This window comes from Herbaspirillum huttiense (assembly GCF_047300815.1).
GTDB lineage: Bacteria > Pseudomonadota > Gammaproteobacteria > Burkholderiales > Burkholderiaceae_D > Herbaspirillum > Herbaspirillum huttiense_A.
In genome coordinates, this window is sequence record NZ_CP178608.1 from 2,192,763 (window position 1) to 2,210,696 (window position 17,934).

Here is a 17,934-nt window from a genome sequence, read left to right on the forward strand (position 1 = left end):
GCTCCGGTCAGGGAATCGCCACGCGGCGGGTCTGGTTGCCGGCCTGGAACACTGCGGTGTTGCCCTCGATCGCCTGCAGGCGCCACGGGCCGACCGCATCCCCGGGCAGCAGCACCTGAAGTTGGGCGGGCGTGAAGTCCCCGATGCTCGGCGCGACGGACACGCTGCGCTGGCCGGCGCGCAGTTCGGCGCCGACGACGCGGAATGGCAGCGGCGGCAGCTCGGTCTTGGAGGCGGCGGACGTGCGCGATGCGCGCCGCTGGGCGGGTGCGGTGGCACGCGCGGCGGCTTGGCGCGCCTTGATCTGCTCGACCTCCGCGCGCAGCGCCTGGAGGTCGTCGGCCGCTGCGTAGCCACTGAGAGATTTCTCGACCTGGGCCGCGCGTGCTTCCAGAATCTGGCGGGTGTCTTTGAGGTCAGCGTCCGTCGCGACGGCCGGGCGCTGCTGGATGGCCTCGATCGTCTCGGCCAAGCCAGTTGCCTGCGCTTCCAGGCGTTGCAGGCGGGAATCCAGCCGCTCCTGGTCGGCCTGGTCGCTGAGGGCCTGGTAGCCCAGGGCCGCCAAGACGCTGAGGAAGATCAACCAGAGCCACATCAGGCTCTGCACCACCACGGCGGCGGTCGATCGCTGGGCAGGTTGCGGGGCGTTCATGGCTGGCCTCCCGAAACCATGGGTGCCAGCGGGAACGTCTGCACCGCCTCGGTGGCGGGTGGCTCGGATGGGGACTCGGCGACCGCGCGATCGCCGGGCCGCTCGAAGCAGATTTGCCGTGCGCGGTCATCCGCGTGCAGTTCCCAGGCCGGGCCAGCCAGCGTGAGCAGCGCATCGCGCAAGGTCATGGGGCCGAGGTGCAGGTGTACCGCCGGCAACGGCAGCGCGTACAGCTCGATCACGGCATGCGCGGTCTGGCACAGGCCATAGCCGCTGCGTTTGAGCACGTGCCGAAGCCCATCCCCGACCGTGGCGCGGGCATCCTCGGGCATGGACACGTCGATGGTCTGCAACAACAGGTCGCGCTGCGCCGCCATGGGTGCCAGTTCGACCAGTGTGTAGCGGGCGTAGCGCACGACCGGGATGTACTCGGAAGCCTCGGGTTCAGGCGCGGCCAAGACTTCCGCGATGGTGTCGGGCGCGACCGGCGCAGTCGTCGTCGCGCAGCCACCGGCCAGCACCGACCACAGCAGGCCGAGAAATCCCGCCAGAAGGCGGCGTTCGGGATAGTGAAACCACGGTGGAGAGGGGCACATAGCTCGGCGTCCTGAAACATCCAGCCCTCACCATCGCCGCTCAGGCCGCGAGCGGCAGCAAACAATGCGAACCAGGCAGCGTCCGATTTACCGGGAGCGGCAAAAAAAACGGCCCCGAAGGGCCGTAAGTGGAACGTGTCATGCGGCGACAAGCTGCCGGGCCAGTGCGACCTCGACGGAATCACCGTCCTGGTTCAGGACATCGAGCCCGGATTCGGGCACGTCGCCCGAGGTGGACTGCGAGACCATGATCTTCTTGGCCATCAGCTCCAGGCAGGTCATCTGCGAGGAACCGGCGTAGCCGAGGTAGATCACACGCACGGGCTGCTTCTGCCCGATGCGCCAGGAGCGGCGTGCCGCCTGCTGGAGCGAGTACACGTTGTAGCCCGACTGCATGAACACGATCGTCGGGAACTCCAACAGGTCCAGCCCCGTCTTGACCAACTCGGGGTTGGTGATGAGCACGTCGATGCCACGGTCCAGTTGCTCGGCGATCCAGTCTTCGCGGCGGCTGGCATCCACGCTCGCGCGCAGCACCGCCACCTTGAAGCCTTCCTGCTCCAGCAACACCTTCAGGCGCGACGTGGTGTCGCGCGTGCCGGTATAGACCGTGTAGGCCAGGACCTTGCGGCCCTGCGCCTTCTCCTCTTTGCAGATGTCGATCAGCTCACGCTCCTTGGGGCTGATCTCGAACTCGTTGAACTGAGCCGGGACAAACGCCAAGGTGTTGCGCGTGCGCGGATGCACCACGGTCTCCGACCGGAAGCAGCAATCCGGCCAGGCCAGCAGCACGTTGAGGACCACACCCAGCAAGGTCGTATCGCGTCGCGCCAGAGCCTGTTTCAGCTCCGCGGTCAGCCGACCCGCCAGATCGCGGTAGGCCGCGGCTTGCGCCGTGTCCATCGCGACTTCACGGAACTCCTCGTCATACGGCGGCAGGACGTTGCCACCGATGTCCTTGAGCTTGAGAAAGATCGTGAACGGCAGGATGCAGCGCAGCACGCCCTTGGGGCCAAACCCCGGGGCCTTGACCGTGCGCACCGATACCTTGGTGCCCTTGGCCGTCTTGTGCGCCGTGCCGGTGCTCTCGGAGTAGATGTCCTTCAACACCCCGTGATCGCGCATGAACGCCATCGCAGCCGAGGTCATGCTGCCGCTCGTGGTCGGGCGGTAGCCGTCTTCGATCATCCGCCCCGGAAGGGCTCGGAACAGCAGGTGGAACAGGTCGTCCCCGTAGCCGCCCATCAACGTGCCGGTCAGCAGCAAGGTCTTGCGAGCCTTCGCCGCCAGCACGCCCATGGCCTGGCCCTGGGCACTGCCCCCGTTCTTGTACTCATGTGCCTCATCGGCGATGAGCAGGTCGAACGTGCCTTGCGGCAGGTAGCGTTTGATGAACTCGGACGGCTGATAGCCGCCCTCGCCAAAGCCGAACTCCATGTTGGCCATCGCACGTTCCATGCGCGTGGCCTGACGGTCGGAAAACACCAGCTCGCCGTTGCCATCCATGAGGTTGATGAACTCATGGATGTTGTCGCCGAGCATCGACGCCAGGAACCCGTCACCGAACTTTTGCATCAGCTTCTGCGCGGTGACCTCTCCGATGGTCGGTATGCGCTTTAAGGCTTTGAGCACGGCCGAGGACTGGTCGCTGCCGGACAGACTGCGCGGGCGGATCAGTGTCCACAGGGGCGCGGCGCAGTGGCCGCACTTCCTGCGGCACTCCTCGGCTTGGAGCGCGATCGGGTTGACCGGCTCGCCGTCGAGGTCGGTGATGACCGTGCCGCAGTCCGGGCAGGCCGCCACGTCGCCGTGGCGGGTGCGCCGCGTGGTGAAGACAGGCTTCCAGTGAAAGCCCATCCGCATCCTGACGCGCCCCAGGACGAAGAACTCCTGGCCCGTGGGCTGCACGCCCAACTGCTCGCGCAGCTTGATGAGCTTGACGAGCGTATCCGGCCCGTTGAGTACCCACACCTTGGCACCGGCCACCGTCTCCTGGATCTCGCGCCGCCACTTGTAAACCAGGTGGGGCGGCGACAGCACCAGAGTGCGGCGATAGCCTTCGGCGTTGAGCACGGCGGCCGTGGCAATGCCGACGGTCGTCTTGCCGCAGCCCATCTCGCCATTGACGATCGCAGCACGTTCGCCACGGTCGATCAGCAGCTCGGCGGCGGCGTGGACGACTTCGGCCTGGGCTGGGAACAGCTTGCGCTTGAGGCTGGCGACCACCAGTTGCCGGTGCGCCTGCGGTTGGCCGGTATAGACCGGCGGATTAGCGCTGTTGAGGGCGTCGAGTAGTTCGTCGCCGAACTCGCCGACAAAATCCTGAAGGCTCAGGGTCAGAGGGGAAGATTCCGCGTCGAGCAGTTCGCCCTGTACGGGCGCGGATTCAGCGGCAGTGGTTTCGAGATCGAGGGACATGGTGATGCTCCAAAGAAAAATGGGGCATGCACCACCCCCAGCGGGGCAATGGCATGCCCCGTGGTGGGAAGAGAATCGACGCGTGGCTGAGGGTGGTTGAAGGTGCTGGCCTGGGCGGCCCGCAGGTGAACCGTGCTCAGTCTTCGGACGGAAGCACGATGACGGTTGCGCAGCGCTGCGAATCGGTGACGATGCGAATGGCGAGCCCCGGATGGATCACGTAGTGCGATTCCAGCGACGCGCCCGATTGAAGCGCGCTGCTGTTCGTCTGCCATTGCTGGATGTTGACGTCGCCCCAGTCGCCACGGGTGTGGCGCCTGAAGTACGGGATCGGGTCCAGGCGACCCGCGCGGACCAGGCGGTCTACACCTCTGCTGAAGATGAGCGCCCCGATGGGGAACGCCAGCCGCTGGCAGTAGGTTTCGATGCGATGCGATGCCATGGGCTCCTCCTTGATGAGTCATTGAGCCACGACACCCCTGCCGGAGTGAAGTGGCTCCGTCAGGTGGATGAGGATGACGATGTGGGGCCTCAGATCAGGTCCCGCTCTTCGGGAAGCTGGACCACCGTGGTCTGGTGGTCCTCGCTGGTCTTGACGATCAGCGCCAGGTCCGGCGTGATCCTGAACTGCGAGATCATTAGGTTGTCCTGTTGGATCGCCACGTCGTTGGCTTGGCGTGTGGCCTCATCGATCTCGCCCCAGTCCCCGCGCACATGGCGCTGGACATAGGCCAAGGGGTCGATCAGGCCTCGCCGGGCCAGCCAATGCACCTTCTCGCTCAACTTCAACGTACTCGGTGCGAACAACGGTTGCTTGTGCGGCGCAGGCCGCTTGAACGGATTGGGGATCATGGTGTTTCTCCTTCGAGTTGGTACAGCAGGACGGCAGCGCGTCCGGTGGATCAGCGAATGGTCAACACCTCGCCCCGTGTCGCGGAGCCAGGTGTCATGTCCCACGCGCGGATGACGGGAACGAACTTGTCGGTGAGGATGCGGGTCTCGGCGATGGAGCCGTCTTCGCGTTCGGTGAACTCCCGCTGGAGCGTCTTGTCCTTGTGGGTGTCACCTTTGACGACGAGCACGCGCCCGGTCTTGGAGCGCACAACCCCCGAGATCGCACCCGCGGCCAGAGCCAGGGCGAGATGCCAGCGGGACAAGGCCCGCGCCGGTGGACGCAGCGATTGCTGCGCAGCCCCCAGGTGCGTGTCCTGCGATGGCCACAAGCCTTGCAGCCTGCCAACCTCATCGGCGAACTGCTCGGGCTCCATCGTCACGCGGAAGAAATGCTCTGGCTCGGCCGGGCTGGCGGGGACGATGTACGGCAGGAACGGCCACTCGCTCGGCAGTTCCTCGGCTTCGACTTCGCCTTGCCCTACCTGCAACAGCAGATTGCGCACGGCCTTGACGCCATCGGGCACCTGCTCGCGCTGGCGCACCCGGCGTCCGAAGATCACCACCTGCTTGAACTGCGTCTCCACCGCTCGGTAGATGCGCAGGTCCGTGTAGTGGCGCGTCAGCCAGCCGACCAACTCCGCGTCGAGCACGTAGCCGGGGACGATGAAAACCAGCACGCCGCCGTATTGCAGCAGCGAGAGCGTGCGCTGGTAGAACAGCTTTTCAAGGCGGGCACGGCCCTGGCCCTGATAGCCGATGTTGCCGTTGACGTCCTTGGACAGGTCCCCATACGGCGGGTTGAGCCAGAGCAGCCCGAAGGACTGCTTGGAGACCATCGTGTCCATCAGGTCCGCGTGCAGGCAGTGATCGACCAGGCCGCGGGCATGGCGCGCCCGCTCCGCGTCGAACTCGACGGCGAACGCCTTTGCCTGCTCGCGCCCGAGGGCATGGGCGGCTTCGGCGATCGCCACGCCTTCGCCGGCGCAGGGATCGAGGATGCACATCGGCCCGTCGCTGGGCATCAGTGCGTTGAGCGCTCTTTCGAGCGTGGGTTCGTCGGTCGGGAAATATCCGTTCTTGACGAAATTGCGGGCGAGCCGCGGGAACATGAGGGCCATGGAAGTCTCCTGGTTGGCGGGGATGAAACACGGAAGTACGCCAAGGCGTGCCTCCGAGGGTGGGTCAAGCCGCTACCGCTTCCGGCGTCCAAATCTTGGCCGGATACGGATAGGCGGTGAGCGCGTCGCTGCGGATCAGGGAGCCGAGCGCCAGGGTCAGCGCCGGCACGTCGATGGCGAGCCGATGGCCTTCCAGCGGCCCGAGGGCGAACGGAAGGCGGGCCAGCATCTCGCGGGTTTGCAGCAGTTCCAGCACGGTCTCGCGCCAGTGATCGAGCAGCGGCAACGGGCAGGTGTCCCGCACCAGCATCCACAGGCGGTCAAGCCTGTGGGCGCTGTCGCGTGGCAGCAGTGCCAATGCGCTGGCGTTGGCCTTGTCGGGCTTGACGCAGCGCCGGTCGAACAGCCACACGTTGGACAGCGAGCCGAACAGCGTCCGCCGGTACGCGCGCGTGATGCGCTTTTCCAGGCGATCGACGTTGCCGATGAATACCGGGACGCTGCCGCCCTGGTCGGTGATGACGTGGAACTGGTCCAGTCCCTGCTCGTCGCGCCCGAGGGTCAGGCGAGCGAGGAACTGCTGGACGGCGGTGTCCCGCGCCCAGATGGACAGGAAGATCAGGTTGCCCTGGTCATCGCCGACGCAGGCGTCGGCCATCACGTCCGGGCATTCGTCGATGCGGTACAGCGTGGAAGAAGTGTTTGCGGGCATGGTGGTGTCCTCGGATGAACGGGAACAGCACCGCCCGCTGGGGCAAGTACTGCCCCAGGGGGTGGAAGAAAACCGCTCAGTCCGGCTCGAACTGCCGGGTGTGCGGGTTGAAGTGAAGCGGCTCGTCCGCCGAAGTGATCGGCGTGAAGCCTTCCAGGTAGATGTTGTTGAGGTACTGGTCGCGGTAGGTCAGTGCCTGCCGTGCCTGGTCCTCGGTGAGGCCGTTGTCGATGAAGTACGCCAGCATTTCCTCGTCGGAGGACACTTCGTCGTTGGACAAACTCCCTTCAACGAGTGCCAGCAACGAGGGCGGAAGCGTTGCCAGGATCGGGTCCATGTCGGTTCCTCCTGGCTCAGGCCATCGACGCCGCGGCGGATGCCGCGGATGCCGTGGGTGTGCGCCGCCGGGCGTGGTAGGCGCGAACGCCTGCACGCCAGTCGGCGGACTGCTCCGGTGCGAGGTCCAGATAGGACAGCGGGCACGTGTAGTAGTACGGGTGCATGGACTCGTCCAAGGACTTGTAGCCCCACTGGCCGCCGCTTCGTTCAAGCAGATCGCAGCGGATGTAGCGCAGGGACTGGCCCGGTGCGAGATCACGATGCACGCCTTCGACCTTGGCGGTCACTTCGGCGACGGACCACAGCACGTTGCCGCGCAGGGTGTGAGCGATGACCTTGACGCTGGCGCGCTCGGTCTCTTGCGGTGCGATCAGTTCCGCGATCAGTTCGGACCGCGATTGGTTTGAGAAATACCAGCCCATGAGAGGCCTCCTCGAAAAGTTGAGCTGAAGGCCTCCCCGTGGGGAAGAACCCCCAGCGGGTGATGGAATGCCGCATCTGCGGCGAAGGAACCTATGCGTCGCCCTCAATCCCAGTCGTCATCGTCTCGATCACAACCGGCCGGGCAGTAGCCGAACTCGATCCCGTGCGAGCAATAGCCATGCTCCGCATTCCAGTCCTGGGTTTCCTGCCGTTCGGCAGGTGTTGCGTAGTCCCATTCCTGGGCCGCGATTTCGAGAGCCTGAGCACGTTGCTCATCCGGCAAACGATTGGCCTGTGCGTCGATCGCCGAACTGAAGAGCGTCACGTAGTGGTCGTAGGACAAGCCGCAACCGCGCTGGGCGTGTGCGGCGGCCGCTTTGCAAAGGTCCCGCCACGCGGGTTCATCCAGCGTTGAACGCGGGGTATCGCAAGCGATGGTGGACATGATGGAGACCTCCAGAAAATGGCCAGGGCCTCCCCCGCATGGGAAAGGAACCCCGGCGGGTGGATGAAGAACACCGCGCATGCGGCGTCTGCGATCACGCAGGTTTTGGTTCGGCCTGGCGGCTCCACTCCTGCGTCTTGAAGTCCAGCGCGTAGCCCAGCTCGCCCAGGCGGGCGATCTGCGCGCGCAGGGTGCGGCGGTCGATGGTCGAATCCAGTTTCACGGACTCGCCCAGCGGCCACAGCAGGCCGAAGAGCGCGGCGTCACCGTCTTCGGTGCTGCCGGGGGCAGCGGCCGTAGCAGGCGGTGGCGCATCCACGCCGAAGGGCGTGGTATCGACCAGCGGGTCCGCGGACGCCTGCACGGGTGCGGGCTTGGCGGGCCTGGACGCTTTGGTGGGCTTGGCCGGCGTTGCCGCAGGCTGCGCCCCTTGCTCTTCATCGAGCGGATCGACGTCCTGGGTGGCGAAGCTGCGGGCTTCGTCGCGGCTGAGTTTGTCGATGCCGTTGAGCGTCATGCCGTCGAGGCTGGCACGGATCTCGAACCGCATGCCGCCGCCGACCGGATAGGACTTCGGGAAGATGTACCTGATGATGAATTCCCCGTCGTACTTGCCTTCGGGGTACTGCTCCAGCTCCGGGTCTTTGACCTCGAAAGTACCGAGGTGCGTCGCGAGGCGGCCAACCGTGAACGGGCCGTTCTTGCCGCGGATGGTACGCAGCGTGAGCTGGCCGGGGACGACGATGGGCGCAACAGATTTCTCGGAAGCCGATGGGGTTGCCATGATGGTTCTCCTGATGATGAATGACGGGCCGCCGACGGCACCCGGTGGATGAGAGGAAATGGCCTCGCCCGAGGTGGGCGAGGTCCGCGTGGCATCACGCCTTGAGCTGGCGCATGCCTTCGGCCAGCAGCCACAACGCCCGGTTCAGGCGCAGGTTCTGGTCGATGCCTTGCACCGGACGGGTGCGCTGATTGCGGCCGTTGGCCGTGCGTCCGTTCAGGCCCCCTTTGACTAGGTTCTCCTGGACGCGGTTGAAGACGGCCCACAGGTCGTTCTTGCGGTCGTCCCATCGCCGAGGGGCCAGCAGTTGGCTCTCGGTGACAGGCGTGGACTTGGCCGGATCGTCGTACTTGAGTGCGAGCGCAGAGTTCGCAAAGACCTCCGCTTCGCCCTCATCGAGGGTGATGGTGCGCATCGCATCGCGCGCGTTATGCACGCGCTCGAAACCTTCGAGGACTCCGTAGGCACCTTCGATCACCTGGCTGGCCACGTCGCCCTTGTGGGGAACGCGGATGTCTGCGGTGGTGTCACCGCAAACCAGGCCGTTGTGGCAGACGAACCGGAACATGCCGGCGAGCATCTGATAGCTGCTCGTGCCGTCATGGCTGTTGAGCAGGATGATCTCGTTCGCCTCGTCGCCGTTGATCTGGCTTGCATGGCGAAGTCGGATGAGGTGCTTCGTGTACTCGCGCCGGTCTTCGTTGCGCACGCGCGTCTGACACACCATGAAGGGCTCGAAGCCCTCCTGGCGCAGCTTGGTCAGCACGGTCGAGGTCGGTATGTAGGCATACCGATCGGACCGGCTCCCATGTGGAGCGTCGGCGAAGATCGACGGAACGACGGCACGAATGCGGTCGTCCGAGAGTGGGCGATCAGAGCGCAGGATCGGGGATTGCGGAGCAAAGCGGGATACCAGAGACATGGCTGATCTCCTTTGAGAAATTCGACAACCGCGTGGCCGTGAGACCACGCGGAACTCGGGGGATGAAATGCGCAAGCACGCGTCCTGGGGACGCGGCGTACGTGGGGAGGAAAAGCGACAAGGCCCCGTGAGAGGCCGTGCCGGATCAGAACGAAGCAGCCAATGCCGGCTCCTGCTCCTGGACTTGCGCCTCGGGCTCGCGCTCGGCGGGCTCGGTGGCCGTGTCGATGGCATCGTCGGCTTCGGACGCGGATGCGTCTTCGGCCGGCGGCGCCTCGGCTTGCGCCTGGCTCGTCGGATAGACCTGGGTGCCGTCGATCTTGATGAGACCGATGTGGACCAGCGTCGATTCCAGGCTGGCGGCCGGTTCCCCGGCGTGCTCACCCTTGGTGCGGATGTACGGATCGATCTTCATGTCGTTCAGACGGAAGGCGATCAGCACCTTGCGGTCACCCTCGACGGCCTGAACGCACCGGCGAACCAGGTGCTCGGCTTCCGGGGTGGCGACGATGGTGTCGAAGTACCGATACTCCGGTTCATCGACAGGCCCGGCCAGTGCCGCGACGGTGCAAGAGAGGAACGAGTCGCCAGCTTTTGGGGTGACGTCCTTCACACGATTGAGATAGCCGATGCCGCGGGTGATCAACTCGTGCTGCTCGATCGAAGCCAGTTCGGCCCGGTCGATCAGTTCGGCCTTGAGCAGTCGCGCCTTGAGGGACGCGGCGGCCTGACCCTTCTGCTCACCCTTGTCGCGGATGTACACATCGCCCCACAGGTCACCGAGGCGAAAGCGCACCAGCGGGCGCTGCTTGGGATCGTCAACGCCGATGTAGCGCTGAACGAGCTTCTTGGCCTCGGCACCCGAGACCTTGACGTCGAAGTAGCGGTAGCTGGGGTCCCGGGCGGGGCCGACCAGCGCGGCGATGGTGCATGCCAGGAAAGGCTGCGCACGGCGGCCGCCCCGGACGGGCACTTCACGGACACGCTGGATGTAGCCGATGCCCGAGGTGTGGAGGTCGAAATACGATTTCTCGTTGGACGTGGTGTTCATGGTGAATCTCCATTGGGATGAAGCGGAGACACACCGGCCCACGCATGCGGGGAAGGTGCGTGACCCCGCGGTGGGTTGATAAGGCGAAAGCATCCGCCACCAGAGGCTGGTGGCCGCTCGCGGAAGGATGCGGTGCGAGCTGGCTCGGTCACGCAGTGGGAACTGCGCCGCAACCTCGAAGACCGATGGTTGCCTGGCATGTCGCTGACGACGTCAGCAGGCATGGGGCCAGCATGGCGGGGCCTCGCGCGCGCGGCAGCAATCAATCGGCACCCGGGCGCTTCCCTTTGTCCGCGCCACCCGGCGCCTGTCACAGGCACTTGGCGCCGCGCAGGTGCTCGGGGGTATCGGCGCGCGGACGGCCGGGACGGCTCCAGGCGCCGCCACCGCGCGCGCCGATCAGCCGCCAGCCGGCGGCGCGCAGGCTGGCGCCACCTTCGTCGGGCATGGTGTAGGTGAGCAGGCGTATGTAGCCCAGCGCCCTTGCCGCCTGCCAGGCCGCGCCGTAGAGCTTGCTGCAGGCGCTGGGTGTGCCGTCGGTGCACAGCCGCGTGACTTCCAGCGTCCAGGTGCCGCGCGACCGGGCGGCCGACAATGGCCACGCCGTGGATCAGGTCGCTGTCGCTCAGCGTGACGGCCAGGGCGAACTTCGCGCCCTGGACCGGGCGGTGGTGGCGATGGTGCGACAGAACGAATGCATTGGCCGTGCGCAGCGACACCGGTAGGAGGTGCAGCCTCGGCGAGGTCGATGGCGTGTTCATGCGGTTGTCTCCGGTGGCATGCCGGCGTTGTGGCCGGCGGGGCGTGCCTCGGCGGCTGGAGACAAACGCGCACGCGCGGCGATGGCGGCGGTGCGAACAAAAGAAGGCCCCCGATGCGGGGGCTGCGAGGCGGTTGCCGCGTCAGGCGGGAGGCACCACTGCTAAGGACAGGTGCGTGGCGGTGGCGGAAAGCACGAGATCGTCCGCCGAGTGCTGGAGGCGCGTGAACAGGCCGTCCTTCGGGTCGAAATACTCCGCGAAGTCATCGCCGCCCAGCTCGCGGCCGGCGAGGTGCCACCAGTCATCGAACGGGTCGGTGTCCGGGTTGCATCCGACGGCGTAGGCGAGCAGTGCCTGGCGCCCATCCGGGCGACGCTCCCCACGCTCGGCGAGGAAGTACACGCCCTGATCCTTGACCAGGACAATGCGGCACTGATTGGGGACGTCTCAGAAAACGGAAAAAATCGTACGCTAAGCCGGTTGCAGCGGTCGTAGCGGCCTGAACTTGCCCGCGCCGATCTTGGCGCTGCTGCGCCAGAGGTAATCGCCGGTCAGGTTGATGTGCTCCCAGCCCAGCGGCGACAGGTACTGCAACAGGGCGTCATCGACAGTCTGGCCGTGACCGCGTAAGGCGTTTGAGGCCCGTTCCAGATAGACCGTGTTCCACAACACTATGGCCGCCGTCACCAGGTTGAGGCCGCTGGCCCGGTAGCGCTGCTGCTCGAAACTGCGGTCGCGGATTTCGCCCAGCCGGTTGAAGAACACGGCGCGGGCTAGCGCGTTGCGGGCTTCGCCCTTGTTCAGTCCGGCATGCACGCGGCGGCGCAGCTCGACGCTTTGCAGCCAGTCCAGGATGAACAGCGTTCGCTCGATGCGGCCCAGCTCGCGCAGCGCCACGGCCAGGCCGTTCTGGCGCGGGTAGCTGCCGAGTTTCCTGAGCATCAGCGAGGCCGTCACCGTGCCCTGCTTGATCGAGGTGGCCAGCCGCACCTTGGCGTTGATCGCCTTGCCGGACGCCTGGAACTGCTGCTGATGCTTGTGCTTGGCAGCGTTGAACAGCTTGCCCAGGATGCGGTCGTGCAGGTCGATGATTTCGTCGGTGACGGTGGCCATGCCCTCGATGGCGAGCGCACCAGGGTCGCGTAGCGGCGCTGTGCCTCGAACTTGGCCAGATCGGCGGGCGTCATCTGGCCGCCTTCGCGGGCGATCTTGAGCAGGCGGTTCTGGTGCACCGACCGCTCGATGCCGGAAGGCAGGTCGAGCGCCTGCCAGGCTTTGAGGCGCTCGATGTGTTCGAGTATGTGGCGCGAGTTCGGCTTGACGGGCGACTGGCGCAGCCAGGCCAGCCAGGTCGTCTTGCCGTTGTCGTGGCGCTTGAGCAGATCGTCGAGGCGGTGCCGGTGGGTGGCCGACAGGGGATCGGACAAGGCCGCGTAGATGCGGCGGTTGGCGCGGCTGTAGGCGTTCATCGAACACCTCCCTTTTCCTCATCCGGCGCAACAGGACAGTTGCTTCACGTCCTTGTTGAAGGTCTGCGCCGCGAGCTTCAGTCCCTCGACCATGGTCAGGTAGGGGAACAACTGGTCGGCCAGCTCCTGCACGGTCATCCGGTGGCGGATCGCCAGCGCGGCCGTCTGGATCAGTTCGCCCGCTTCCGGCGCGACCGCCTGTACGCCGATCAGCCGCCCTGAGCCAGCTTCCGCCACCAGCTTGATGAAGCCGCGCGTGTCGAAGTTGGCGAGCGCCCTCGGCACGTTGTCGAGCGTCAGCAGCCGGCTGTCGGTCTCGATGCCGTCGTGGTGCGCTTCCGCCTCGCTGTAGCCCACGGTCGCCACCTGCGGATCGGTGAACACCACCGCCGGCATCGCCGTCAGGTCCAGCGCCGCGTCGCCGCCGGTCATGTTGATCGCGGCGCGCGTGCCGGCCGCCGCCGCCACATAGACGAACTGCGGCTGGTCGGTGCAGTCGCCGGCAGCAAAGATGTGCGGTGCGCTCGTGCGCATGGCGCGGTCGATGACGATGGCTCCCTGCGCATTGACTTCGACGCCTGCCGCTTCAAGGTTCAGGCTGCGCGTGTTCGGCGCGCGACCGGTGGCGACCAGCAGCTTGTCGGCGCGCACTTCCCCCTGCCCGGTGGTGAGCACGAATTCCCCGCCCGCATAGGCAACGTGGCTCGCCTGGGTGTGGTCCAGCACCTCGATGCCCTCGGCGCGGAAGGCGTCTGTTACGGCTTCCCCGATGGCCGGGTCTTCTCGGAAGAACAGCGTGCTGCGCGCCAGGATCGTGACCTGGCTGCCCAGCCGGGCGAAGGCTTGCGCCAACTCGACCGCCACCACGGAGGAACCAATCACGGCCAGCCGCTCGGGGAGCGAGCTGCTTTCCAGCGCCTCGGTGGAGGTCCAGTGGGGTGTGTCCGCAAGGCCCGGGATTGGCGGAAGCGCCGGGCTCGCGCCGGTGGCAATCAGGCAGCGGTCGAAGTTCACCTCGTGCGTGCCGCCGTCAGCGGTCGCCACGGTCAGCGTGCGCGTGTCCCTGAACCGGGCCTCGCCGCGCAGCACGGTGATGGCCGGAGTGCTTGCCAGGATGCCTTCGTACTTGGCATGGCGCAGCTCCTCGACGCGGCCTTGTTGCTGGGCCAGCAGCCGCTCGCGCAGTACAGCGGGCGCTGCGGCCGGCAGGCCAGCATCGAACGGGCTTTCGCGGCGCAGGTGGACGATGTGCGCGGCGCGGATCATGATCTTGGACGGCACGCAGCCGACATTGACGCAGGTGCCGCCGATGGTGCCGCGCTCGATCAGCGTGACGCGGGCGCCTTGCTCCACGGCCTTCAAGGCAGCCGCCATCGCCGCGCCGCCGCTGCCTATCACAGCCACGTGCAGCGCTTGTTCACCGCCAACATGCTTCGTTTCGCCACCGAGCCAGCCCAGCGCCTTGTCTAGCAGGCCGGCAGGCTTGTTCGGCGTGTCGGTAAGCCGTGCGCGATAGCCGAGCGTGGCCACTGCGGCAACCAGCGGGGCCACGCTCACGCCTGCATCCGCCTCGATTTCGGCCTGCCGCTGCGGATAGGACACCGAGGCCGCGCGCACGCCGGGCACGTTCGTCAAAGCCTGCTGGACGTGCTCGGCGCACGACGTGCAGGTCATGCCTTCGATGTGGAGGGTGATCGCCTCGGCCATGATTACGCCCTCACTGCTTGACGCTGGACGGGTAACCCGCGTTTGCGGTGGCCTTGGTCAAGGCGTCGGCATTGGTCTTGGCCTCGTCGAAGGTGACGACGGCCTCCCGCTTCTCGAAGCTGACTTCGGCCTTCTCGACGCCGGCGACCTTGGACAGAGCCGTCTTGACCGTGATCGGGCACGCGGCGCAGGTCATGCCGGGCACCGACAGGGTGACGGTCTTGGTGGCAGCCCAGGCGGGCGCGCTTAGAGCGGCGGCCAGGGCGATGAGGGTGGTGAGGGTGGTGAGTTTCTTCATGGTGATCTCCTTTCAGTAGAACAGCGGCAGGACGTAGGGAAACGCGAGGGCAACCAGAACCAGGGCGGCCACGATCCAGAAGATCACCTTGTAGGCAGTCCGCACTTGGGGCACGGCGCAAACGTCGCCGGGCTTGCAGGCATGGGCTGGTCGGAAGATGCTGCGCCAGGCGAAGAACAGCGCGATGAGCGCTGCGCCGATGAAGATCGGCCGATACGGCTCCAGCACGGTCAGGTTGCCGATCCACGCGCCAGAGAAGCCGAGCGCGACCAGGACAAGGGGGCCGAGGCAGCAGGCCGAGGCGAGGACGGCCGCGACGCCGCCGGTCGCCAGTGCGCCGCAGCCGTTCTTGGGTTCCGACATAAGGTTCTCCTTCCGGGACTTCGCTTGATGCTGTAACGTTACTTCCGTAGTCAACTACGGAGTCAAGCGCCATGGAGAACGCTCAAGAGAATCTGACCATCGGGGCCTTCGCCAAGGCAGCCCGGGTCAACGTGGAGACGATCCGCTTCTATCAGCTCAAGGGCTTGCTACCCCAGCCGGAGCGGCCCTACGGTCGCATCCGCCGCTACGGGCAGGCGGACGTGGCGCGGGTGAAGTTCGTGAAGTCAGCCCAGCGCCTGGGATTCAGCCTGGATGAAGTCGGCCAGCTCCTGAAACTGGAGGACGGCACCCATTGCAGCGAGGCGGCCGAACTGGCTGCTCACCGGCTGGCCGATGTGCGCGCACGCATGGCGGACCTCACGCGGATGGAAGAGGCCCTGTCGACGCTAGTGAGAGAGTGCAACGCGCACCATGGCAATGTTTCCTGCCCGTTGATCGCAGCTTTGCATTGCTGCTAAAGGGCCCACTTCGGCTCTTAGCGTACGATTTTTTTCCGTTTTCTGAGACGACCCCTGATTGGCGATGGCTTCGGTCAGCACGGGGCGCAGGTCAGCGCCTTTGAATCGCAGTGACATGGATGAAATCTCCTGTGTGGAAGAATGAGAAAGGCCTCCATCCGATGGGATGAAGGGCCTGTAGTGCACGCGGCCGGAACGGCTGGAACGCCGTGGCGGATGCCTCGGGTCAGCCGCAGGACCGCCCGGTTTCGCTGCGGGGCGTCATGCCGGGACGGCCTGGCGCTTGCGGGCCGCTTTCGCGTCGAGGATGCTCACGTCGATCTGGCGCCAGCGCCCGTCGTCGATGAGCCTCTCCAGCACTTCGCCGAGCATGTCGAAATACACCTCGTCGTGCCGATCGACCAGTTCGACCGATTCACCGTTCTGACGGTGCAGTTCCACCACGTAGGTGTCTCCGCCGCGGTCGTAGAGGATCGTCACCCGGCCCTCGAACTTCGCGGTCGAGACCGTGAAGCTGATCGCCGGCGGGGTCTCGATGATCTTGGAGGGCGTGGGATCGACCCAGGTGAAGTCGCGGGCACCGGCATCCACCAGCATGTGGGTGATGCGCCGGAAGCGATCGGGGGCCGGCATCTCCTCCAACTGCTCGATGAGCTGGCCCAACTCCATGCACTGCGGCGTGGGAATGGGCAGCTTGGCCGGCGCCGAGCCGAGGATGTGCCTCGTGATGGTGTACGGCGTGCCGTCCGAAGTCTCCTCGGTGATGACCTCCGGCGTGTCCGCGCGCAGTCCGTCGAAGCGACGACGGGCATAGGGTTGGACATGCACCTTGGCGCCTTCGGCAGGAACCGTGGTCACCAGGCTGGGATCGAGCACCGCGAACTCGGAAGGCTTGAGCTTGACGACGATGGCATCGTCGGTCGCGGCGACCACCTTGCCGTCGAAGGGTTGGGGGTCGATGGCGAAGCCCAGCGTTGAGGACAGCGGCTGATCATCGAACACGCGGTACTTGAACGACCGCACGTTGCGGGGCACATGGCCTGCGACCAGCGAAGGCATCATGGATTTGATGAGGGAACGATCCATGGGGAAACTCCTTGAGGAAAAACAAGGGATTCCCCGCCCGCAAGGGAGAGGTCCCTTGTGGGTGGCGTGGATGGACGCGGTAGGTCCGTAGGAAGAAACGACCAGCACGGTTTCCCGCGCTTGCAGCCTCGAAGGTCTCGACTGCCTGGGCATGTGCCGGCAACGCCGACGAACATGGGGCAAGCATGGCCCTGGGGCGGTCTGCCTGCCCGCAGGAAACGGCACCGCACCACAACCGTTTTCCTGTGCTGCGGGCAAGAAAAAGCCCCTCGAAAGGGGCTGGAGGAATCAGGCTTGGTACACGAAGTAGTGCTCGCGCTGACGCGGAAAGAACACGTGTTTCCACGTGTCGCCGCTTGTGTTGCCACCGTCGAAGACGACCATTTCGTAGTCGTCCACGTCGGTGTCCACCAGGTCGGCGCTGGCGATATGGCGCATGTGCAGCGTGCCGCTCATGCGCTCGAATACCAGGATCTGGCCGATGGCATCTTCCTGGCTCATGGCGTTGACGCAGGCTCCGAGTTGGTGCTCGAAGTCGGATGCGGGTGTGATGAGGTCGGGGAACATGGGATCGCTCCTGTGAAAGTGCGCCGGCCCGGCTCTCTGGCGGGAGACCGGGCCGGCATGCGGTGAGGACAAGGAAGGCCGGGGATGTGTGTGGCAGCTATTCGCCGGCCAGCGATAGGCCCGGCAACACGGGTGCGTCGGCATCGAGGATGAGGATGCGCACGTCGGCCTGGCCGGCCAGTTCAAGGATCTGTGCCAGCTCGTCCGGCATGCCCTTGCTGCGGTGCTCCTGCCGAAGCTGCTCGGCGGCGATCCCCTCGACGTCCTGCAGGTGCTGGTCCGTCCAGGGCGTGGAGATCAGCTTGACGCCGATCGCCGGGCTGTAGGGAATCCGGAACGCGATGAACAAAAAGGCCTCCGGCGTCGCGAGGTCAGCCAGGTTGGCCAGGTACTGGCCGGTTTCGCGGCTGATGTGCGCGCTGCTGATTTCCCAGCACCGGCTGTAGTAGCCGGTCTCGAAGCTCAACCGCTGCACGACTTCCCGTGCGGCCTCGGCCGAATAGGTGTCGCCAATGTGGACGGGGCGGCCGTCGAAGTCGTCGCCGTGGATCGCGTACACCACGGCACCCACCATGCCTTCGCCGCTGCCCCCTTCAGCCGCGTCGCATTCGGCGATCAGTGCGGCGCCGACAGGTTCGGTGCCAGTCCTGACCACCGCGAAGTCGCTGGTGATGATGCAAGGAGAAGAAACCAGCGCCGCGTCGCAGAGGTGCTGCTGGCTCGGGTGGATGTTTCGCCAAACATGCGGGCTTCCGTCCTCGTAGCTGATGGACAGCGTGCGGACGATTTTCAGATTCCAGTAGCCGCGTAGAAAGGGATTGGGATTCTGGGACATGGGATTTCTCCAACA

The 17,934-nt window shown here is 65.8% G+C and carries 21 protein-coding genes and 3 pseudogenes; 1 reads left to right on the plus strand and 23 read right to left on the minus strand.

What is annotated here, in order from left to right:
- Window positions 1–7 precede the first annotated feature (7 nt).
- From ACLRDN_RS10095 to merT, 20 genes and pseudogenes are all read right to left on the minus strand, one after another.
- Window positions 8–652 carry a hypothetical protein gene (locus ACLRDN_RS10095; RefSeq protein WP_003098888.1) on the minus strand — a complete coding sequence of 215 codons (645 nt, stop codon included), beginning with the start codon at window positions 650–652 and terminating at the stop codon, window positions 8–10.
- Window positions 649–1,248, minus strand: a complete 600-nt coding sequence (locus ACLRDN_RS10100) for a PilL N-terminal domain-containing protein (protein WP_003098890.1) — start codon at window positions 1,246–1,248, stop codon at window positions 649–651. Before ACLRDN_RS10100 ends, ACLRDN_RS10095 begins: the two co-directional genes overlap by 4 nt.
- A gap of 138 nt (window positions 1,249–1,386) precedes the next feature.
- The gene (locus ACLRDN_RS10105) at window positions 1,387–3,666 is read right to left on the minus strand and encodes a helicase-related protein (protein WP_004350563.1); all 2,280 of its coding nucleotides are present in this window, start codon (window positions 3,664–3,666) and stop codon (window positions 1,387–1,389) included.
- A gap of 136 nt (window positions 3,667–3,802) precedes the next feature.
- On the minus strand, window positions 3,803–4,108 hold the full coding sequence (locus ACLRDN_RS10110) for a hypothetical protein (RefSeq protein ID WP_003116817.1): 306 nt from the start codon (window positions 4,106–4,108) through the stop codon (window positions 3,803–3,805).
- An 89-nt stretch (window positions 4,109–4,197) separates the two neighbouring features.
- Window positions 4,198–4,518 carry a hypothetical protein gene (locus tag ACLRDN_RS10115; protein WP_003116818.1) on the minus strand — a complete coding sequence of 107 codons (321 nt, stop codon included), beginning with the start codon at window positions 4,516–4,518 and terminating at the stop codon, window positions 4,198–4,200.
- 50 nt (window positions 4,519–4,568) lie between these two features.
- Window positions 4,569–5,702: a DUF6094 domain-containing protein gene (locus ACLRDN_RS10120; RefSeq protein ID WP_223224654.1), complete on the minus strand. Its 1,134-nt coding sequence runs from the start codon at window positions 5,700–5,702 to the stop codon at window positions 4,569–4,571.
- 40 nt (window positions 5,703–5,742) lie between these two features.
- Window positions 5,743–6,390: a hypothetical protein gene (locus ACLRDN_RS10125; RefSeq protein ID WP_003116820.1), complete on the minus strand. Its 648-nt coding sequence runs from the start codon at window positions 6,388–6,390 to the stop codon at window positions 5,743–5,745.
- A 76-nt stretch (window positions 6,391–6,466) separates the two neighbouring features.
- On the minus strand, window positions 6,467–6,727 hold the full coding sequence (locus tag ACLRDN_RS10130; protein WP_003090124.1) for a hypothetical protein: 261 nt from the start codon (window positions 6,725–6,727) through the stop codon (window positions 6,467–6,469).
- 16 nt (window positions 6,728–6,743) lie between these two features.
- The gene (locus tag ACLRDN_RS10135) at window positions 6,744–7,151 is read right to left on the minus strand and encodes a hypothetical protein (RefSeq protein ID WP_003116821.1); all 408 of its coding nucleotides are present in this window, start codon (window positions 7,149–7,151) and stop codon (window positions 6,744–6,746) included.
- Between the two features lie 104 nt (window positions 7,152–7,255).
- Window positions 7,256–7,597, minus strand: a complete 342-nt coding sequence (locus ACLRDN_RS10140; protein WP_003116822.1) for a hypothetical protein — start codon at window positions 7,595–7,597, stop codon at window positions 7,256–7,258.
- A 94-nt stretch (window positions 7,598–7,691) separates the two neighbouring features.
- Window positions 7,692–8,381, minus strand: a complete 690-nt coding sequence (locus tag ACLRDN_RS10145) for a DUF3275 family protein (protein ID WP_003116823.1) — start codon at window positions 8,379–8,381, stop codon at window positions 7,692–7,694.
- A gap of 94 nt (window positions 8,382–8,475) precedes the next feature.
- Window positions 8,476–9,303 carry a DUF932 domain-containing protein gene (locus tag ACLRDN_RS10150; protein WP_003116824.1) on the minus strand — a complete coding sequence of 276 codons (828 nt, stop codon included), beginning with the start codon at window positions 9,301–9,303 and terminating at the stop codon, window positions 8,476–8,478.
- 145 nt (window positions 9,304–9,448) lie between these two features.
- A complete protein-coding gene (locus ACLRDN_RS10155) occupies window positions 9,449–10,354 on the minus strand; it encodes a DUF3577 domain-containing protein (protein WP_003116825.1) in 906 nt (301 codons plus the stop codon).
- A 397-nt stretch (window positions 10,355–10,751) separates the two neighbouring features.
- Window positions 10,752–11,115 (minus strand): annotated as a pseudogene (locus ACLRDN_RS10160) (XF1762 family protein); the annotation flags it as partial.
- A gap of 141 nt (window positions 11,116–11,256) precedes the next feature.
- Window positions 11,257–11,559, minus strand: a pseudogene (locus tag ACLRDN_RS10165) (DUF3085 domain-containing protein); the annotation flags it as partial.
- A gap of 27 nt (window positions 11,560–11,586) precedes the next feature.
- Window positions 11,587–12,105: pseudogene (locus ACLRDN_RS10170) on the minus strand (Tn3 family transposase); the annotation flags it as partial.
- The gene (locus tag ACLRDN_RS10175) at window positions 12,069–12,584 is read right to left on the minus strand and encodes a Tn3 family transposase (protein WP_003098931.1); all 516 of its coding nucleotides are present in this window, start codon (window positions 12,582–12,584) and stop codon (window positions 12,069–12,071) included. The gene ACLRDN_RS10175 and the pseudogene ACLRDN_RS10170, both read right to left, overlap by 37 nt.
- An 18-nt stretch (window positions 12,585–12,602) precedes the next feature.
- Window positions 12,603–14,291 carry a mercury(II) reductase gene (gene merA / locus ACLRDN_RS10180; RefSeq protein ID WP_003098932.1) on the minus strand — a complete coding sequence of 563 codons (1,689 nt, stop codon included), beginning with the start codon at window positions 14,289–14,291 and terminating at the stop codon, window positions 12,603–12,605.
- A 10-nt stretch (window positions 14,292–14,301) separates the two neighbouring features.
- On the minus strand, window positions 14,302–14,589 hold the full coding sequence (merP, locus tag ACLRDN_RS10185) for a mercury resistance system periplasmic binding protein MerP (RefSeq protein WP_003116826.1): 288 nt from the start codon (window positions 14,587–14,589) through the stop codon (window positions 14,302–14,304).
- 12 nt (window positions 14,590–14,601) lie between these two features.
- The gene (gene merT, locus ACLRDN_RS10190) at window positions 14,602–14,952 is read right to left on the minus strand and encodes a mercuric ion transporter MerT (protein ID WP_003116827.1); all 351 of its coding nucleotides are present in this window, start codon (window positions 14,950–14,952) and stop codon (window positions 14,602–14,604) included.
- Between the two features lie 71 nt (window positions 14,953–15,023).
- On the opposite strand from merT, the gene merR reads away from it, so the two are divergent.
- Window positions 15,024–15,431, plus strand: coding sequence for an Hg(II)-responsive transcriptional regulator (merR, locus tag ACLRDN_RS10195; protein ID WP_003098939.1), 408 nt, complete (start codon window positions 15,024–15,026; stop codon window positions 15,429–15,431).
- Between the two features lie 261 nt (window positions 15,432–15,692).
- On the opposite strand, the gene ACLRDN_RS10200 is transcribed toward merR, so the two are convergent.
- From ACLRDN_RS10200 to ACLRDN_RS10210, 3 genes are all read right to left on the minus strand, one after another.
- A complete protein-coding gene (locus ACLRDN_RS10200) occupies window positions 15,693–16,517 on the minus strand; it encodes a hypothetical protein (RefSeq protein WP_003098941.1) in 825 nt (274 codons plus the stop codon).
- Between the two features lie 288 nt (window positions 16,518–16,805).
- Window positions 16,806–17,084 carry a hypothetical protein gene (locus tag ACLRDN_RS10205; RefSeq protein ID WP_003116828.1) on the minus strand — a complete coding sequence of 93 codons (279 nt, stop codon included), beginning with the start codon at window positions 17,082–17,084 and terminating at the stop codon, window positions 16,806–16,808.
- A 97-nt stretch (window positions 17,085–17,181) separates the two neighbouring features.
- Entirely contained in the window at window positions 17,182–17,919 is a 738-nt protein-coding gene (locus ACLRDN_RS10210) for a hypothetical protein (protein ID WP_003116829.1), read from the minus strand.
- Window positions 17,920–17,934 lie beyond the last annotated feature (15 nt).

Excerpts from the sequence above, each read along its gene's own strand:
- ACLRDN_RS10125 (WP_003116820.1), bottom strand. The coding sequence starts at position 6,390 with ATGCCCGCAAACACTTCTTCCACGCTGTACCGCATCGACGAATGCCCG.
- ACLRDN_RS10105 (WP_004350563.1), bottom strand. The coding sequence starts at position 3,666 with ATGTCCCTCGATCTCGAAACCACTGCCGCTGAATCCGCGCCCGTACAG.
- ACLRDN_RS10145 (WP_003116823.1), bottom strand. The coding sequence starts at position 8,381 with ATGGCAACCCCATCGGCTTCCGAGAAATCTGTTGCGCCCATCGTCGTC.
- ACLRDN_RS10205 (WP_003116828.1), bottom strand. The coding sequence starts at position 17,084 with ATGTTCCCCGACCTCATCACACCCGCATCCGACTTCGAGCACCAACTC.
- ACLRDN_RS10155 (WP_003116825.1), bottom strand. The coding sequence starts at position 10,354 with ATGAACACCACGTCCAACGAGAAATCGTATTTCGACCTCCACACCTCG.
- ACLRDN_RS10140 (WP_003116822.1), bottom strand. The coding sequence starts at position 7,597 with ATGTCCACCATCGCTTGCGATACCCCGCGTTCAACGCTGGATGAACCC.
- merT (WP_003116827.1), bottom strand. The coding sequence starts at position 14,952 with ATGTCGGAACCCAAGAACGGCTGCGGCGCACTGGCGACCGGCGGCGTC.
- merP (WP_003116826.1), bottom strand. The coding sequence starts at position 14,589 with ATGAAGAAACTCACCACCCTCACCACCCTCATCGCCCTGGCCGCCGCT.
- ACLRDN_RS10210 (WP_003116829.1), bottom strand. The coding sequence starts at position 17,919 with ATGTCCCAGAATCCCAATCCCTTTCTACGCGGCTACTGGAATCTGAAA.
- ACLRDN_RS10135 (WP_003116821.1), bottom strand. The coding sequence starts at position 7,151 with ATGGGCTGGTATTTCTCAAACCAATCGCGGTCCGAACTGATCGCGGAA.
- ACLRDN_RS10175 (WP_003098931.1), bottom strand. The coding sequence starts at position 12,584 with ATGAACGCCTACAGCCGCGCCAACCGCCGCATCTACGCGGCCTTGTCC.
- ACLRDN_RS10110 (WP_003116817.1), bottom strand. The coding sequence starts at position 4,108 with ATGGCATCGCATCGCATCGAAACCTACTGCCAGCGGCTGGCGTTCCCC.
- ACLRDN_RS10150 (WP_003116824.1), bottom strand. The coding sequence starts at position 9,303 with ATGTCTCTGGTATCCCGCTTTGCTCCGCAATCCCCGATCCTGCGCTCT.
- ACLRDN_RS10100 (WP_003098890.1), bottom strand. The coding sequence starts at position 1,248 with ATGTGCCCCTCTCCACCGTGGTTTCACTATCCCGAACGCCGCCTTCTG.
- ACLRDN_RS10200 (WP_003098941.1), bottom strand. The coding sequence starts at position 16,517 with ATGGATCGTTCCCTCATCAAATCCATGATGCCTTCGCTGGTCGCAGGC.
- ACLRDN_RS10130 (WP_003090124.1), bottom strand. The coding sequence starts at position 6,727 with ATGGACCCGATCCTGGCAACGCTTCCGCCCTCGTTGCTGGCACTCGTT.
- ACLRDN_RS10095 (WP_003098888.1), bottom strand. The coding sequence starts at position 652 with ATGAACGCCCCGCAACCTGCCCAGCGATCGACCGCCGCCGTGGTGGTG.
- merA (WP_003098932.1), bottom strand. The coding sequence starts at position 14,291 with ATGGCCGAGGCGATCACCCTCCACATCGAAGGCATGACCTGCACGTCG.
- merR (WP_003098939.1), top strand. The coding sequence starts at position 15,024 with ATGGAGAACGCTCAAGAGAATCTGACCATCGGGGCCTTCGCCAAGGCA.
- ACLRDN_RS10115 (WP_003116818.1), bottom strand. The coding sequence starts at position 4,518 with ATGATCCCCAATCCGTTCAAGCGGCCTGCGCCGCACAAGCAACCGTTG.